The sequence below is a fragment of the Nonomuraea sp. NPDC051941 genome, from assembly GCF_044593615.1.
The window spans coordinates 17,742-34,967 of the sequence record NZ_JBIUCF010000067.1 but is presented as its reverse complement, the minus strand read 5'-3'; the positions used below and the strand labels follow the sequence as shown (position 1 = coordinate 34,967).

Below are 17,226 nucleotides of genomic sequence, written 5' to 3'. Positions count from 1 at the left end.
TCTCTCGGGCTAAGATCGACGAGTTAGGTTAGCCTTACCTGATCCTTCGGGGGTGCCTTCGCGTTGCGGCTCTACCTGACCGCGCTCAAAACAACCGATTCCGTGACGGACGGCTTCCTGCCCGCGGCCGAGGCGCTGGGGCTGGAGGTCACGGTCCTGACGGATCGGCCGGAGCGGCATCCGCACGCGGTGGCGTGCGACGTGCGCGACCCGCGGGCCCTCATCGACGCCGTCGAGAGCCTCGGCAGGCCGGACGCGATCTTCACCAACTCGGACCACCTGCAGGCGGAGACGGCGCTCGCGGCGGCCTACTTCGGGCTGCCCGGGAAGGACTGGCGGGCCTGCGTGGCCGCCAAGAACAAGTTCCTGACGCGTCGCAGGCTCCTCGAGGCCGGGGTCGAGCAGGTGTGGTCGATCCGGCTCGCCCCCGGCGATCCGGTGCCCGAGCGCCTCCCCTACCCGGTCGTGCTCAAACCGCGTGAGGGCGTGGCCAGCGAGGACGTCATGCTCGTCGAACGCGACCTGGCCGGCGCCGTGGCCCTGGTCAGGAAGCGGCGGCCGGGCGAGACGCTGGTCGTCGAGGAGTACCTGGAAGGGCCGCTGCGGACGCTGGAGACGCTGGGGGACGCGTCCGGGACGCGGGTGCTCGGCGGGTTCGAGACGACGCTGGGGGCGCTGCCGTACTTCATCGAGGAACGGCTCGACTGGGCGCCGCGGGACGGGACGCACGAGCACGTGCTGGCGGCGCTGCGGGCGCTGGGGGTCGGGTTCGGGGCGTGCCACACCGAGTACGTGGTCACTCCGCGAGGGCCCCGGATCGTCGAGGTGAACTACCGGGTGATCGGCGACCATTGCGACTTCCTGCTCGGCGATGTGCTCGGGGTGCCGCTGTTCGAGTGGATCCTGCGGGTGCATCTCGGGGAGGCCGTGCCCGACATTCCGGAAATTTCGTCGTACGGGAGTGCGGTCAGCCTCGTCGCCGACCGGGCCGGGACCGTCAAGGACGCCCCCGGTGCCGAGACCTTCGTCGAAGGGGACGTCCGGCTGTGGCACCGGCCGCTGCGGGCCGTCGGGGACGTCATCTCGCTCACGCACACGAACCGGGACTATCTGGGCGTCGTACGTGCCGTGGGGCCCTCCCGGGCCGCCGTGAACGCGGCCGTCGAGGCCTACCGGGCCGCGCGGCCGTGGGTGGTCGAATGAGCGATCGGGAGGCCTATCTGGCCGCCCGGGTCCTGAACGCGTTGCTGCGCGAGGACTACGGCGGGCTGTCCTCCCGGATCAGCCGCACCAAGGACGGCGCGGGGCTGCTTCTGGCGGACGGCCGGTGGGTGCGCCTGGAGCCCGGCGCGCTGTTCCAGGACTTCGTGGTGGCCTCGGAGGAGCGGCTCGGGCTGGAGCAGGCGCTGGAGACGCTGGTCGAGGTGGCGGACCCGGCGGACTCGGAGGGGGTCGCGGCCTTCTTCGAGGAGTGCCTGGCGGCGCTGACCGCTCTGGAGCTGCACGACTCCCATGCCGGCGAGGTGCTCGCGCGTGGGCCGTCCTATGAGGCGCTGGCCGCCTTCGTGGACCATCCCGTCTATCCGACGTCCCGGGCGCGGGTGGGGCTGTCGGAGGAGGAGCTGCTGGCGTACGCGCCGGAGTTCGCGCCCTCGTTCGAGCTGCGGTGGGCTGCCGTGCCCCGCCGGGCGCTCGCGCCGGGCTCCGCCGGGCGTTTCCCCACCGACGCGGGCAGGTGGGAGGTGGGGCCGGACGAGGTTCTCTTCCCCGTCCACCCGCTGACGGTCGGCGAGGTGCGGAAGATCGACGGGGTACGGCTGCTCGACGAGACGCGGTTGACCGTGCGGCCCACCCTGTCCATGCGGACCGTCGAGATCGACCCCCGTACCCACCTCAAGCTGCCCCTCCCCATCAGCACCCTGGGCGCCCGGAACAGACGGTCGATCAAGCCGGGCACGCTCGGCGACGGGGCGAAGGCCGAGCTGCTGCTCCGGGAGCTGGCCGGCCCGGACGTGGTGCTGGCCGACGAGCAGGTCCACGCGCATGCCGGGCACGAGTACCTGGCCTGGATGGTCAGGCGCCTGCCCGAGGGCAAGATCGTGCCGGTGGCCGCGCTGGGCGCGCCCGGGGTGCTCAATGAGGTGGGCGACGTCGTCCCCGCCTACCTGCGGCTGCTGCTGCGCTGGAACGTACGGCTCTTCGTGCGCTACGGCGTCGCCCTCGAAGCCCACCAGCAGAACCTCGCCCTCGTCTTCCAAGGCGACCGGACGCGGCTGCTCGTCAAGGACAACGACGGGCTGCTGGCCTCACCCGCGAGGCTGCGGGCGGCCGGGATCGAGGTGCCCGCGTTCGCCGACGAGCGGATGCTGAACGACGATCCGCACGCGCTGGCCGACGTGTTCGTGACCATCACGCTGCATCTGGCCGCCGCGGCCGTGGCGTTCGGGACGATGCCGCACGCCGAGGCCGCGGCGCTGCTGCGCGGCACGCTGGCCGAGGCCCTCGACGAGTACGGCGAGGACCCCATGGCCAGGATCCTGCGCGCCAGGACTCTGGACGCGGCCAGGCTCACCGGCAAGTCCATGATCACCGCTGGGACGCTCGTCGCGAAGGAACGCTCCGGCGCCCGCGACGTCAACAAGTTCTACGGCACCAGCGGGCCCAACTACCTGAGGAGAGCTTGAATGCACGCTCCGGCCCTCGACGCGCCCTCTGCCCCGGCTGAGGAAACAGCCGAGGAGGCGACGCTGGCGGCCCTGCTGCGCTGCTGCGTGCGGGAGGTGGCCGGGCCGCGCGGTCTGGTCTGGCCCGCGCCGCCGTACCTGCTGCTGCGGGTGGCGGGCACGCTGCTGCGGGTCCGCACCCACGGCGGCGCGGCGCTGCGCTTCGACGGCCGGCCTGAGCGCCTGGAGGAGGGCGCCTGGCAGCCGCTGACAACCGGCGAGCTGGTACGGATGGTCGAGTCCGACCTCCATGGGGCGAACGCCGAGTTCGCCGAGCAGGTGGCGGCCAGCCGCGAGGCGGTGGCCATGATCCTGCGCGCGCGGGAGGACGCCGTCCCGCCCGCCGATCCGTGGCTGGCCTCGGAGCAGTCGCTGGTGTTCGGCCATCCCTTCCACCCCAGCCCCAAGGCGCGCGGCGGGGACGGCTGGCTGCGCTACGCGCCCGAGGCGCACGCCGAGTTCCCCGTCCGGCTGCTCGGCGTGCGCGAGGACGTGCTGGCCGAGGGGGGCGACGCGTCGGTGCTCGACACGATGGGCGAGGCGCCGCGCGGCTACCGGCTGCTTCCGGCGCATCCGTGGCAGGTGGAGCTGCTGAGGCCCGCGTTCGGGGCCGAGCTGATCGACCTGGGGCAGGGGCCGATGGTCCTGCCGACCTCGTCCGTGCGGACCGTGTACGCGCCCGGCGCGGAGGCGTGCCTGAAGTTCTCCCTGGACGTCCGGATCACGAACTGCGTGCGCAAGAACGCCTGGTACGAGCTGGCCGGCGCCGTGGAGCTCACCTCCCGCCTGGGCCCGATCCTCAAGGAGGTCGCCAACAGGCACCCCGCCACCCGCTGGCTCCCCGAGCCCGGCTACCGCTCTGCGGCCCTCGGCATCCGGCTCCACGAGGGCCTGGGCGTGATCGTCCGGCAGAGCCCCTGGACCGCCTGCTCCCCCGGCGTGACCCCGGTGCTGGCCGCCGCGCTCGCCCTCGGAGCGCCGGTCAAGGACCCGCTCGCCTGGTGGCGGGCGTACGTGGCGGCGGTCGCGCTGCCCGTCCTGGAGCTGTATTTCGCGTACGGCGTCGTTCTGGAGCCCCACCTGCAGAACGTCCTGGTCGGCCTGGACGGGGACGGGCTCCCCGCGGAGGCCGTCTTCCGTGACCTGGAGGGCACCAAGCTCGTCGCCGGCCGCCACGACCTCGCCGGCCTGCACCCCGAGGTGGCCGCGGCCCTCACCTACGACGCCGAGCGCGGCTGGGCCCGCGTGGTGTACTGCCTGCTCGTCAACCACCTCACCGAGATCGCCGCCACCGTCGCGGGGGCGGACGACGGGCTGCTGCGCGAGCTGTGGCGGATCGCCCGCGACCTGCTCGCCGGCCAGGCGGACGAGCTCGGCCGGCCGCTGCCCCTGTCGGACCTGCTGGCCGGCGCGCCGCTTCCCGCCAAGGCGAACCTGGGCGTCCGCTGGGCGCGGGCGGCCGACCGCGCCGCCGGTTACGTCCCGATCGCGAACCCGCTCGCATGATCACCGACCGCGTCCAGGACGCCGCGCTGCGCCTCGGTGCGGCCCCCGCCTACCTGTACGACCTGCCCGCGCTGGACGAGCACGCCGCCTCCGTACGGCGGGCGCTCGGCGAGGTCGAGCTCTACTACGCCGTCAAGGCCAATCCCGACGCCGAGCTGCTGCGCGTGCTGGCCGGGCACGTGGACGGGTTCGAGGCGTCGTCGGCGGGCGAGCACGCGCACGTCACGACGCTGTTCCCGGGCAAGCCGGTCGCGCTCGGGGGCCCCGGCAAGACCGACGCCGAGCTGCGCCTGCCGCACCACCGCATCCACGTCGAGTCCCCGAACGAGCTGCGCCGCCTCCTCGCCACCGGCCTGGAGGCCGACGTGCTGCTCAGGCTCAACCCCGACCTGCCGGTCGAGGGCGCCGCGCTCACGATGAGCGGGCCGTTCGGCATGGACGAGCAGGGCGTGGCGGAGTGCCTGCCGCTGTTCACCGAGCGGGTACGCCTGCGCGGCCTGCACACCCACCTGGCCAGCGGCCTGGACGCCCCTCAGCTCCTGACCCTCGCCAGGGCCCTGCTGGACAACGAGCACGAGGAGGTCAACCTGGGCGGCGGCATGGCGGTGTCGTACGCGGTGCCGGAGTCCAGGTTCGACTGGGCGGCGTACGGGGCGGGCCTCGCGGCCGTCCGGGGCGGGAAACGCCTGCGGATCGAGCCCGGCCGGGCGCTGACCGCGTACTGCGGCTCCTACGTGACCAGGGTCGTGGACGTGAAGCGGGTGCGCGGCGAGGCGTACGCGATCCTGCTGGGCGGCACCCACCACCTGCGGACGCCGGCGACCAAGGGCCACGACCAGCCGTTCACGATCCTACCCACGGGCAAGGGGCCGGGCCTGGCGGACGAGCCGATCACGTTCGTCGGCCAGCTATGCACCCCAAAGGACGTTTTTTCCCGAAAAATCGTGACCTCGGCTCGCGTCGGGGACACCGTGGTCTTCGAGATGGCCGGCGCCTACGCCTGGAACATCTCCCACCACGACTTCCTCATGCACCCGAAGCCGGCTTTCCACCATCTACGAGCCTGACCCCCTCGATGAGCGCGACCAGGCCGTCGGCGTCGAGCAGGTCGACCGGGCGCACGGTGCGGTTGGCGCGTACGAAGTGGAAGGCCGCCCGCACCTTCTCCAGCGGCACCCCCGCCAGGTGCGACCAGGCCAGCCGGTACGCCGCGAGCTGCACCGCCGCCACCCGGGTGGCCTTCTTCCCCCTGGGCGGCTCGCCGGTCTTCCAGTCGACGACCTCGTAGCCGCCGTCGGGCAGCTCGAAGACCGCGTCCATCCGCCCGCGCACGAGCCGGTCGGCGATCATGGTCTCGAACGGCACCTCCAGATCGACCGGCCGACGATCGGCCCACTCGCTCCGCTCGAACCGCTCCTGCAGCTCGGCGAGGCGCACATCCGCCTCTTCGAGCTCCTCGTCGTACAGCTCCAGGTCGTCGATCAGCCGCTGCTGGTCCCACCGCGTCTCCAGCCACTTGTGGAAGGACGTGCCCCGGCGCGCCAGCGGCGCGGGCTTGACCGGGACGGGGCGGCGGATCCTGCGGGCCAGCTCGCGCGGGTCGCCGGCCAGCGTGACCAGCGACGACACGGTCAGCTTGACCGGCAGCTCGACGATCGTGGCGGGCCGGCGCCGGTGCAGCTCCCGCTCGCGCAGCAGCAGGTCGGTGTCGCGCTCCCAGGCCCGCAGCCGCTCCTCCTCGAACGCCCGCAGCTGCTCGTCCTCCTCCTCGTCGTCGGCGAGCGCCCCGGCCAGGGCGTCCTCGACCAGGCGGGCGCCGTCGAGCACGGACTCGTAGCGCAGGCCCTCGGGCGTGACCGGCCAGATGGCCTCGGCGGGCTCGGCGAGCAGCGGGTTGGTGGCGCCGTCGGCCAGGTCGCCGGCCCAGACCGAGACGCGGTCGGCGGTGTCGCGGATCTCCAGCAGGAAGTCGGACGGCTCCAGCGGCTTGGTGGCGCTCCCCCAGCGGTAGCCGGAGGCGATCAGGTGGTAGTGGGCGCGGGTCACGGCCACGTACGCCAGCCTGCGCTCCTCCATCAGGTCGCGCTCGCGGCAGTGCTCGTCGAACGCGCCCAGCTCCTCCTTGCTCAGCCCGCTCAGCCTCGGCAGGTCGGCGGCGTCGCCGCGGAGCGGGTAGGGGAGCTTGCGCGGGTTTTCGGTCCAGCGGCTGTTCATGACCGGCGTGGCGGGGAAGATGCTGCCCGTCGCGATCGTCCCCTTCGAGCTGACGAGCTGCGACAAGCCCGGCACGACCACGATCGGCCACTCCAAACCCTTGGAGGCGTGCACGGTCATGAGCTTGACGCTGTTGCTGTCGCCGACCCGGCCCGCCTCCAGCCCGAACTCCTCGCTCTCTGCCGCCTGCAGGTAGGCCAGGAAGGCGCCCAGCGTCGGGTCTTCCGCGTCGCCCGCGAACCTGGACGCGGCGTCGAGGAACGCGTCGAGATCGGCCCGCGCCGCGAACGTGCTCGTCGTGCCGCTGCGCGCGGCCACCTCGACATCGAGGCCGATCGTGCGCTCGACCTCGCTGATCAGGTCGGGGAGCGGCTGCGCGGTGTGCGCCCTGAGCCGGCGCAGCTCCTGGGCGAGCGCCACCAGCCTGGTGCGGGCCAGCGGCGAGAACGCCTCCAGCCACTCCTCCCGGTCGGGCAGCTCGTCCAGCGCGTCCACCAGGCTGCCGCGCTCCTCGGCCAGGTCGGCCACCACCTGGTCGAGCGGGTCCTCCTCCCGGCCGCTCTCGCTCAGCTCGCGGGCCAGCAGCCTGGCGTGCTCGCCCAGCACCCGCAGGTCGGCGGGCCCGATCCGCCAGCGGGGCCCGGCCAGCAGCCTGGCCAGCGCGTCGCCGGCCGTCGCGTCGTACAGGACGCGCAGGGTGGCCACGATGTCGGTCACCTCGGGCACGGTCAGCAGGCCGCCGAGACCGACCACCTCGACCGGGATGTCGCGCTCCTCCAGCGCCCTGCGCAGCGCGGGGAACTGCGAGCGCTTGCGCGCCAGGATCGCGACGTCCTGGGGCTGCACGGCGAGCGTCTTCTTGCGCTCCTTCTCGCCCCAGGGCAGGCCGTCGGGCGCCGTCTCCGCACCGAGGATCCTGGCGATGCCGTCGGCGACCCACTTCGCCTCGTCCTCGGCCGTCTCGTGGAAGGCGCAGGTGACCCGGCCGCGGTCGACCCGGTTGGGGCCCGGGACCAGGACCGGCACCTCGCGGGCCTCCATGCGCAGCGGGAGCTGGACGCGGGCGGCGACGTCGAGCACCCGGTCGCCGTTGCGGAAGCTGACGCTGAGCTGGCGGACCTCGGCGAGGTCGCCGGAGCTGTCGCGGAAGTCCTGGGGGAAGCGGCGGAGGTTGCCCGCGGAGGCGCCGCGCCAGCCGTAGATGGACTGGCAGGGGTCGCCCACGGCGGTGACCGGGTGGCCGCCGCCGTAAAGGGAGCGCAGCAGGACGAGCTGGGCGTGGCTGGTGTCCTGGTATTCGTCGAGCAGGACCACGGAGTAGCGGCCGCGCTCGATCTCGCCGACCTCCTTGTGGTTGGCGGCGATCCTGGCGGCCAGCGACATCTGGTCGCCGTAGTCGATGACCTCCCTGCCGCGCTTGAGTCGTTCGTACGCCTCCACCATCGGCAGCAACTGCTCCCTGGCGGACTGGACGCCGAGCGGCTTGCGCTGGGCCACGGTCGTCCTGCCGGGCAGGAGGTCGAGCCTGCCCCGCAGCCACTCCCCCATCCGCCGCACGTCGCCGGCCGAGCGCAGGTGCTCCGACAGCTCGCCGGCCAGCTCCAGCACCGCGGCGGTGACCGACGGCGGGCCCAGCTCGATCCGGTCCATCGGCCCGTCGTACATCGCCACCACCCGCGACGCGAGCTGCCACGACACCGCCGGCGTGACCAGGCGCATGGTGGGCTCCAACCCTTCGCGCAGGGCGTGGTCGGTGACCAGGCGGGCGGCGTAGGCGTGGTAGGTGGACACGGTCGGCTCGTTGTCGAGCGCGCCCGGCTCCACGAGGCCCGCCTCGGCCAGGGCGTTCAGCCGCTCCCTGACCCGGTTGGCCAGCTCGGCGGCGGCCTTGCGGGTGAAGGTCAGGCCCAGCACGTTTTCCGGTTTGACCAGGCCGTTGGCGACCAGCCAGACCACGCGACCGGCCATGGTCTCGCTCTTGCCCGAGCCCGCGCCGGCCATGACGACCATGGGCTCCAGCGGGGACTCGATGACCGTGGCCTGCTCACGGGTGGGGGGCAGGATGCCGAGCTTGCCGGCGAGTTCGGCGGGGGTCAGCACACCTGGCCCCCGTTGTCGTTGACCGGGCAGCTCGCCCTGGCCGCGCACGTGCGGCAGCCGTCGTTGACCTTGGCCTGGAAGAACGGGCCCGACATGCCGGTCGCCACCGTGTCGACCAGGTCCGCGGCCCAGCCCGGGTCCTTGTCGTCGGCCAGCGGGGGCTGCGCCTGCTCCAGCGCGTCATTCTTGCCCGCCGCCTTGCCGACCTGGACGAGCGCGGCTCCGCCCGGCTCGGTCATGCCGTGGCGCGCGAAGGCCCCGAGCAGCGCGGCGAGCTGGTAGACGCCGAGCTGGGGATGGCGGTCGAGGTCGCCGGCCTTGGGCTTGGAGCCGCCGGTCTTGAGGTCGATGATCACGGCGCGGTTGTCGGAGTCGCGCTCGACCCGGTCGACGCGGCCCTTGATCTGGACGCCCTCGGTGACCATCGCCGTGAACGCCTCCTCCAAAGCCACCAGCTCGCGCGGATTTTCCTTGTGCCAGCGCAGGAACTTGCCGATCATCTGCTCGGCGACCTGGCGCTGCTTGCGGTTGTACCAGACGCCGCCGAAGTCGAGGTCGTTCCAGACCTGGTTGAGGCGGTCGCCCAGGAGATCCTCGCTGGGCAGGTCGGTGGCCGCCAGGACGGCCAGTGCGTGGATGATGTTGCCCAGGCCCTGGGCGGTGCTGGTGCCCGCGGCGCCGACGGCCGTCTCCAGCAGCCAGCGCAGGCCGCACTTGGTGAAGCTCTCGACCGCCGAGGGCGAGATGCTGACGACGTCGTCGGGCCAGCTCAGCGGGCGGTCGTCGGAGATGGGCGTGAGGGCGTACCAGTCGTTGGGGTGGGCCCCCTGGACGCCCGCGGCGGCGAGACGCGCGAGCTGCCTGGCCGCCTTCTGCCGCATCTTCCTGGGCTTGGTGGGGTCGGTCACCGCGCTGCGCAGGTCGGCCACCAGGGCGGACATGTTCAGCCAGCGGGCCCGGTCGTCCACCGTGGCCGACTCCACCGCTCCCGGCATCAGCTCCGACAGGAACCTGGACGGGCGCTCGTCGGTGTCCTCGCCGCCCACCGCGGTCACCACCAGCCTGCGCCTGGCCCTGGTGGCGGCCACGTAGAACAGCCTGCGCTCCTCGGCCAGCAGCTTGGAGACCAGCGAGGCGGCGTTGGGCTTGGTGCCCTCGACCACCTCGACGAGGTCTTCCACGCCGAGCAGCGACCCGCGCAGCCGCAGGTCCGGCCAGACGCCCTCCTGCACGCCCGCGACGACCACGACGTCCCATTCGAGGCCCTTGGAGCGGTGGGCGGTCAGCACGCGTACGGCGTCGCCGTCAGGGGCCCGGTCGGCCAGCGTGTCGCCGGGGATCTCCTGGGCGGCCAGATCGTCGATGAACACCTCGGGGCCCGCCTTGGGCATCCGGTCCACGAACCGGGCCGCGTGGTCGAACAGGGCCACCACGGCGTCGAGATCGCGGTCGGCCTGCGCGCCCCTGGGGCCGCCCTGCAAGCTCTGCTCGGTCCAGCGCCCGGCCAGGCCGCTGGCGTGCCACACGGCCCACAGGAGGTCCTCCGCCGTCCCCTCCTCCTGCGCGGCCTCGCGGGCGGCGGCAAGGAGCTTGGCCACGCGCTCGGCGGGGACGGCGACGTGATCTTCGACGCGGATGAGCTCCCTGACGTCCTGCACGGCCGCGACCAGCAGCTCGCCGGACGAGCGCGTGCCCTCCGCCTCGTTCTCGGCGATCTTGAGTGCGCGGCGGAGGCGGCGTACGCCGATCATGTCCGTGCCGCCGAGCGGCCCCGTCAGCAGCTCCTCGGCCACGCCCTCGTCGAGCTGGGCGGGGTCCATGGCCACGCGGAGCATGGTGAGCAGCGGCCGCACGCCGGGCTCCTGCGCGATCGGCACCTCGTCGCCCGCGATCATCGTCGGCACGCCCGCGTTGACCAGCGCCCGGCGCAGCAGCGGCACCTGGCGCTTGGCCGAGCGGACCAGCACCGCCATCCGGTGCCACGGCACCCCGTCGATCAGGTGCGCGCGCCGCAGCGTGTCGGCCACGATCGCCGCCTCCTGGCTGGTGCTGTCGGCCAGCAGCACCCGCGCGTCGCCGGCGTCCGCGTCGGGCAGCGGAGCCAGGTCGCGGTGGTCGTGCTCGTGCCCATACGCGTGGTCGGGCATGGGCGCCACCGGCAGCCTGGCCGCCAACCGGCGGGAGGCTTCCAGCAGGTCGGCCCCGCTCCTGCGGCACACCCGCAGCGCCAGCACCGGCGCCTCGCGGCCGTCCCTGGTCTTGAACCGCTCGGGGAACTTCATGATGCCCTGCACGTCGGCGCCCCTGAAGCCGTAGATCGACTGGTCGGGGTCACCGACGGCGACCAGGTCGGCCCCGTCGCCGGCGAGCTGGGCCAGCAGGAACTCCTGTGCCGGGTCGGTGTCCTGGTATTCGTCCACGAACACCACGTCGTGCGCCGCCCGCTCCCGCTCGCGCACCTCCGGCCGGGCCAGTAACGCCGAGGCGGCGCCGATCAGCTCGGCGTAGTCGTAGGTCTCCTCCGGGTCGAGGTCGAACCTGTCCTGGTAGCGCTCGGCGAACCTGCCCGCCGCCGCCCAGTCGCCCCTGCCGTGCAGCCTGCCGAGGGCGATCAGCCGCTCGGGGTCGAGCCCGCGCTCGCTGGCCCTGGACAGGAAGTCGCGCAGCTCCTCGGCGAAACCCCGCGTCTTGAGCGGCTCGCGCAGCGACACCGGCCAGTCGAGCGCGCCGCTCTCCAGCTCGCCGTGGAGCAGCCGCCGGATCTCCAGGAGCTGCTCGGGGCCGGTCAGCAGGCGCGGCGGGGCCTTGCCCTCGAGCACGGCCTCGCGGCGCAGGAGCGCGTACGCGTAGGAGTGGAAGGTGAGGGCCAGCGGCGTGCGGGTGGTGCGGCGCAGGCGGGCGGTGACCCGCTGGCGCAGTTCCTCGGCGGCCTTGCGGCTGAAGGTGAGGATGAGCACGCGCTCGGGGTCGACGCCGCGGCGCTCGATCCTGTCGACGATGCTCTCGACTATCGTGGTGGTCTTGCCGGTGCCCGGACCTGCGAGGACGAGCAGCGGGCCGCTCCGGTGGGCGACCACGGCACGCTGGTGCTCATCGAGCACAGGGGGCGCAACAGGTCCACTGTTGCCGCGTCGCACCAACCGCCAGGTCTGACCACTCACAGCACTAGATTCCACCAGACCACAGGGACAGATCGTGCCGACTTGCCCGGTCTCCCCACGCGATCCGCCTACCGTATCGGGGCGAATCTCCACTTTCTCGCGCGACACGCCGCCCTCATGTTCGCCGACGGCGTTGCCGCGATATATCTTGACTTCTCCTAGACGCGACATATCGTGTCTCTATGACTGACAAGGGATACAAGGGCGTCGGCATGGAGGGCGCGATCGCCCGCTGGTACGCCGCGAGCAACGACAGGTCGCCCGACCGGTTCTCCGACCAGGTCGAACGGGTGCGCGAGCTGGCCGAGCCGGGCAGCGAGGTGTTAGAGGTGGCCCCCGGGCCCGGCAACCTGTCGATCGCCCTGGCCGCGACCGGCGACTACACGGTCACGGGGCTCGACATCAGCCAGACGTTCGTCGAGATCGCCCGCGCGAAGGCCGCCGAGGCCGGGGTCCGGGTGGACTTCCGCCGCGGGAACGCCTCCGCGATGCCGTTCGAGGACGGGAGCTTCGACTTCGTCGTCTGCTGCGCCGCGTTCAAGAACTTCTCCGACCCCGTCGGGGCGCTCCACGAGATGCATCGGGTGCTGCGGCCCGGCGGCCACGCCCTCGTCATCGATCTGCGCAGGGACGTGTCCAAGGAGGCCGTGGACGCCGACGTGGCCCGGATGGGGATGAGCGGCCTGTCCAGGCTCTTCACGAAGTTCGCCCTGCGGTCCTTCCTGCCTCGGCGGGCGTACACAAAGCCGGAGTTCGAGGACTTCATCGCGCGGACGCGCTTCCGTACGTACGGCATCCACACGTCGCCTCTGGCGCTCGACATCGAACTGCGGAAGTGATCGACAACCTCGCCCACGGAGCGTTCCGGCTTGTAACGTAGGGTCAACATTTCGCCTCGGTGTGGGGGTTGATCGCATGCGGTGGCAGGTCCACTCCGAGAGGTCGCTGTACGCGGACCCGTGGCTGGACATCCGGGTGGCGGATGTGGAGCTGCCCGACGGACGCCGCCTCGACCACCGGCTCGTACGCATTGCACCCGGCGCGGGGGCGGTCGTCACCGACGACCAGGACCGGGTGCTGCTGATCTGGCGGCATCGCTTCATCACCGACACGTGGGCCTGGGAGATCCCGCTGGGCCAGGTGGACGAGGGCGAGATGCCTCAGGCGGCGGCCGCGCGCGAGGTCGAGGAGGAGACGGGCTGGCGTCCCGGCCCTCTGCGCCCGCTGCTGTCGATCCAGCCGACCAACGGCTTCACCGACAGCCTGCACCACATCTACCGCGCCGACTCGGCCACCCGCATCGGGCCGCCGTCGGACCCGTACGAGGCGGAGCGGGTGGAGTGGGTGCACGCCTCGCGCCTCCGCAAGCTCATCGAGAGCGGCGAGATCGTCTGCGGCACCACCATGTCATCCCTTCTCTACCTCCTGGTGGAGAACCTCCCGAACGGCGGATTCCACCGCACCGAAGACCTCACCTCCGACTACGACCCCAACCGCCGCTTCCTCCTCCCCGACCTCCCCAACCTCTTCTAACGCCACCGCTCAGGGCGGGGTGAGGCGCCGTACGGAGAGCTCGCGTCGAAGGGGCTGGACGTCGTATGGCGAACGGGCGCTGACGGGGACGTTCCCCGGGCGGGCGGGTGGTGCGGGGCGGCGGGTGAGTGGGGGCGGAGAGTGGTGCGTCCTTGACCATGGAGCCGGTCAAGGACGCGCGTCGTCACGGCGAGCAGCCCGTGAGCCTTCACGACCGGCCACGACAGACGGCCACCGACGTCGGCGCGTGCGGCCCACCGGGCGCAGCCGTAAAGGATGAAGGCCTTGATGCGCGCGGCCCACCGGGCGCAGCCGCAAAAAATGAAAGCCCCCACGGGCGGGGAAGCGGCCCGCCCGTGGAGCGGCGACTACGAGAAGAGGTGATCGACCACGCGCGCCGTGGCCTTGCCGTCGTCGCGGGGGGCGAAGGTGGCGCGGAAGGCTTCGTAGCGGTCGGCGTGGGCCGCCGACACGGAGTCGATGTCGCGCAGGGCCTCGATCACGTCGGCCGACGTCGACAGCACCGGCCCCGGCGCCTGCTCGGCCAGGTCCAGGTAGAGCCCCCGCTTGGTCGAGTATTTGGCCAGGTCGTAGCCGTAGAACACGATCGGCCGGCCGGTGCACACGAAGTCGAACATGACCGACGAGTAGTCCGTCACCAGCACATCCGCCACCAACAGCAAGTCGGCAATATCGGGATAAGTGGTGACGTCGTGGGCGATGTCCGGGACGGCCGGAACTGCCTGCATCGGATGCGCCCGCACCAGAATCTCGTGATCGGCCCCGAGGGCCTCGCGCGCCTTGGCGAGGTCGAGCTTGACCATGGCGTTCTTGCGGTCGTAGTCCCGCCACGTGGGCGCGTACAGGATCACCCGCTTGCCCTCCACGAGCCCCAGCCGCTCGCGCACGGCGGCGGCCAGCGCCTCGCGGTCGGGCGAGTTGAGGACGTCGTTGCGCGGCAGCCCGCTCTCCAGGATCTCGCCCTTGTAGCCGAACGCCTTGCGCAGCACCGGCGTGGCCCACGGCGACTGCGACAGCAGCAGATCCCAGCCGCGCACCTCCGCCGCCTGGCGGTGCCAGATCGGCGGCCTCGGGTCGCGCGCCATGTGGGCCTGGTCGTTGCCGATGTGCTTGGCCGGGGTGCCGTGCCAGGTCTGCAGCACGACCTGGTCCTCGCGGGCCCTGAACCAGACCGGCAGGAACGAGTTGGTCACGATGTGGCGGGACCTGGCCAGCGCGGCGTGGTGCTCGCGGCTGCCCGCGCGGATCACGGTCGCGCCGCCGGGCGGCACGAAGGCGCCGTCCTTGACGACCCAGATGTGCTCGCGATCGTCGCCCCGCCGCAGCCGCTCCTCGTAGATGGCGCGGACGCTGTCGGCGTAGAGGCGGCCGTCGTTGACGACGTAGACGGTCGCGTCGTTCAGCGGCTCGGTGCGCTGGGCCGGGTAGAACACGCGGCGCAGCACGTGGGTGCCGGCCACGCCCCGCTCGTCGGCGGGCCTGGCCTCCTCGACCGTCACGACCGGCACGTCGAAGCGGGTGGAGATCATCCGGTACGTGTGCCCGTCGAGCGTGCGCGGCTCCTCGTCGAGCCCCGGCAGGGCCGCGTGGTCCATGCGCAACGGCACGATCTCGCCCGACGGGTGCCGGATCGACATGTTCCAGGTGCCGGAGGCGAGCGGCACGGGCTCGCCGAAGCGGTCCATGGCCGAGGGCTCGACGCGTACGGAGAACTCCTCGCCGGAGCGCTCCATAGGAAGCAGATAGGACAGCCCGGAGCGGTGCCGCAGCGTCAGCGTGCGAGGGCCCGGGGCGTCGGGATAGTGGCCGCGCAGCAGGAGCGCGGAGCCCTCCCAGACGGCCGAGGTGATCACCGGCCGGATGCGGTGGGCGGAGACGACCACGCGGTCACGGCGGTCGCCGAGCACGGTGATCTCGCGGTCGCCCACGGGCGTGCGGGTCTCCACGAGGTCGGCGAGCATGACGGAGGCCGCCGGATCGCCCTTGGGCTCGACCCAGAGCCGCCGCCCGTCCTTCTCCTGCAGCAGGGTGGGCACGGCCAGCCCCACCGTGACCTCCGTGCCGTCGCCGGCCGGGGTGAAGTCGGCGGCGATGCGGTGGCCGCCCAGGCGGGCGTGACCCTTGGTCACCGTGCGGCCGGGCAGGGAGATCTTCAGCTCCAGGCGCTCGCCCTCGACGGACACACCCTTCAGCTCGGCCCGGTTGGGCTGGAGCACGATCTGCAGCGCCCGGTCGGACGTCCACACCGGCCGGATCCACAGGCCCGGCTTCAGCTTGAGCCCGGTGGGACGCTCGGGACGGCCGACCGAGGAGCCGCGCAGCAGGCCCGTGGCCCGCGCGCCCCGGCTCCAGAACACGATCTCGGCCCGCCAGGTGGTCGTGTCGGGCACGGACGGGCGGTGCCGCATCCGCCGCCGCACGGCGGACACCACATCGCGTACGGCGCCGCGCCAGCGCAGCGGCCACGGGCTCAGCTCGGCGCTGAACCCGGACCAGTCGTAGTTGCAGCCGGGCTCGCGCGCGCCATGGGTGGCCTCGGGCGCGAGCACGCGCCGCGTGCGCATGCGGATCGGCGGCAGCCAGCGCGGCCCGCGCAGCACCACGGTCGCCCAGTTGAACCTGCGGCTGCGGACGGAGAGCCCCGCCAGATACGCGAACCCGGTGACGCGCAGCTTGCCGTCGACCCAGACGATGTCGTCGATGTGGGTCACCGGCACCATGTCGGCACGCCGCAGCCGGTAGAGGTCAGGTGAGAGCTCGTCGCGGAAGGGCAGGTCCGCGTACCAGCGCAGGCCCTTGCGGATGCGCTTGGACGGTTCGGCGGCGGCCGTCACGACCTTGGCGAGCGTCTCGCCCTCGACGAGTTCCTCGTCGGGCCGGTGCTCGATCAGGTGACATATGACACGCCGCGCGACCGGCAGGTCGTGCTTGACGCGCGCGTCCACGGCCGCGAGGTAGGGCCGGACGAGGTCGAGCATCTCGCGCCGCCGTGCCGCGCCGCGCTTGACCGCGAGGTCCATGCGGGACCCGAGTGGGCCGCTCAGCACCTCGGTGTCGTACGCCGCGTCGCGACCGCCGGGGCCGACGGCTCGCATGACCGCTTCGAGGGGCTCTCCACGATCACAAAGATCCTGGACAGCCTTGAGGCGGTCGGCGAGCGAATCGCCGCCCTGGCTCTGGGCTGTGACGCCGGTGGCCATTGGGGTGGCACCGCCTTTCGGGCCGCCATTCAGTGTTCTGCCCATGGTAATGCGAGTCACATGTCACAAATTCGCCGGTTCGGCGAAACGGCAGGTCATGACCCTTACTGAAAATCCGCTGAAGGCCCGTCCCAGCGAGCTTCTCTCATGTTCACCCGTTCGCCCCGTAACGGGGTGCCTTCCTCGCGCCAATGGGCCAGGCAGCGTTGCAGGTGGTCAGGGGCCGCGCAGGAGCCGTCGGCGTGGACGACGCGCCACCACGGCACGCCGCCGCCCCACGTCGACATCACCTTGCCGACCTGGCGGGGGCCGCCCTCGCCGAGGTATTCGGCGATGTCGCCGTAGGCCATGACCTTGCCGGGCGGGATGCGCTCGACGAGGTCGAGCACCCGCTCGGCGAAGGGGTTCAGGGGGTCCATGCCGCCGGGCCCGCTTCGATGATCTCTTCGAACTTGCCGATCTCCATCGCGCTGCCGCCCGTCACGACCTCGATGACGCCGTCGCGCAGCGCGTAGACCTCGCCGTCCTCGCCCACGAGCCGGGCGCCGAGCGCGGCCGAGAGCCGGACGAGTTGCGCGACCTGCCAGTCGGAGCCGGGCTCGCCGACCAGGTGGCCCTGCCAGCGCGCCACCGCGTGCGTGCCGCCCCTGTGCGCGGCCACGATCTCATCATCTCCGCGCAGCCCGAAACCGGCCGGTGCGATGGCCCTCGCGAGCTCCGCGAAGGCGAGTGGCGACTCGCGCACCACCCGCAGCTCGTATCCCATGA

The 17,226-nt window shown here is 72.5% G+C and carries 11 protein-coding genes; 6 read left to right on the top strand and 5 right to left on the bottom strand.

Annotated elements, in window-relative coordinates; genetic code table 11:
• Positions 1–63: 63 nt before the first annotated feature.
• Genes ACIHFD_RS60260 through ACIHFD_RS60245 form a run of 4 tightly spaced genes read left to right on the top strand, consistent with a single transcriptional unit; the run spans position 64 to position 5,296 of the window.
• Entirely contained in the window at positions 64–1,203 is a 1,140-nt protein-coding gene (locus ACIHFD_RS60260) for a siderophore biosynthesis protein (protein ID WP_397374622.1), read from the top strand.
• Positions 1,200–2,684, top strand: coding sequence for an IucA/IucC family protein (locus tag ACIHFD_RS60255; protein WP_397374621.1), 1,485 nt, complete (start codon positions 1,200–1,202; stop codon positions 2,682–2,684). The genes ACIHFD_RS60260 and ACIHFD_RS60255 overlap by 4 nt, the downstream gene beginning before the upstream one ends.
• The gene (locus ACIHFD_RS60250; protein ID WP_397374620.1) at positions 2,685–4,229 is read left to right on the top strand and encodes an IucA/IucC family protein; all 1,545 of its coding nucleotides are present in this window, start codon (positions 2,685–2,687) and stop codon (positions 4,227–4,229) included.
• Complete coding sequence (locus ACIHFD_RS60245) at positions 4,226–5,296, top strand: type III PLP-dependent enzyme (RefSeq protein WP_397374619.1); 1,071 nt, start codon at positions 4,226–4,228, stop codon at positions 5,294–5,296. Before ACIHFD_RS60250 ends, ACIHFD_RS60245 begins: the two co-directional genes overlap by 4 nt.
• Here the strand turns inward: ACIHFD_RS60245 and ACIHFD_RS60240 are convergent.
• Together ACIHFD_RS60240 and ACIHFD_RS60235 are read right to left on the bottom strand one after the other, a co-directional pair.
• Positions 5,256–8,543 carry an ATP-dependent helicase gene (locus ACIHFD_RS60240; protein WP_397374618.1) on the bottom strand — a complete coding sequence of 1,096 codons (3,288 nt, stop codon included), beginning with the start codon at positions 8,541–8,543 and terminating at the stop codon, positions 5,256–5,258. The two genes, ACIHFD_RS60245 and ACIHFD_RS60240, sit on opposite strands and share 41 nt — an antisense overlap.
• A complete protein-coding gene (locus tag ACIHFD_RS60235) occupies positions 8,537–11,644 on the bottom strand; it encodes an ATP-dependent helicase (RefSeq protein WP_397374617.1) in 3,108 nt (1,035 codons plus the stop codon). Before ACIHFD_RS60235 ends, ACIHFD_RS60240 begins: the two co-directional genes overlap by 7 nt.
• A 242-nt stretch (positions 11,645–11,886) precedes the next feature.
• Between ACIHFD_RS60235 and ACIHFD_RS60230 the strand changes: the two genes are divergently transcribed.
• Together ACIHFD_RS60230 and ACIHFD_RS60225 are read left to right on the top strand one after the other, a co-directional pair.
• Entirely contained in the window at positions 11,887–12,543 is a 657-nt protein-coding gene (locus ACIHFD_RS60230; protein WP_397374616.1) for a class I SAM-dependent methyltransferase, read from the top strand.
• A gap of 76 nt (positions 12,544–12,619) precedes the next feature.
• Positions 12,620–13,237 (top strand): NUDIX hydrolase, encoded by a 618-nt coding sequence (locus ACIHFD_RS60225; protein WP_397374615.1) that lies wholly within the window; start codon positions 12,620–12,622, stop codon positions 13,235–13,237.
• A gap of 368 nt (positions 13,238–13,605) precedes the next feature.
• On the opposite strand, the gene ACIHFD_RS60220 is transcribed toward ACIHFD_RS60225, so the two are convergent.
• The 3 genes from ACIHFD_RS60220 to ACIHFD_RS60210 all read right to left on the bottom strand — a co-directional run bounded on the left by ACIHFD_RS60220 (position 13,606) and on the right by ACIHFD_RS60210 (position 17,224).
• The gene (locus tag ACIHFD_RS60220) at positions 13,606–16,353 is read right to left on the bottom strand and encodes a CDP-glycerol glycerophosphotransferase family protein (protein ID WP_397374614.1); all 2,748 of its coding nucleotides are present in this window, start codon (positions 16,351–16,353) and stop codon (positions 13,606–13,608) included.
• A 209-nt stretch (positions 16,354–16,562) separates the two neighbouring features.
• Positions 16,563–16,877 carry an MGMT family protein gene (locus tag ACIHFD_RS60215; RefSeq protein WP_397374613.1) on the bottom strand — a complete coding sequence of 105 codons (315 nt, stop codon included), beginning with the start codon at positions 16,875–16,877 and terminating at the stop codon, positions 16,563–16,565.
• Complete coding sequence (locus tag ACIHFD_RS60210; protein ID WP_350725418.1) at positions 16,865–17,224, bottom strand: hypothetical protein; 360 nt, start codon at positions 17,222–17,224, stop codon at positions 16,865–16,867. The genes ACIHFD_RS60215 and ACIHFD_RS60210 overlap by 13 nt, the downstream gene beginning before the upstream one ends.
• Positions 17,225–17,226 lie beyond the last annotated feature (2 nt).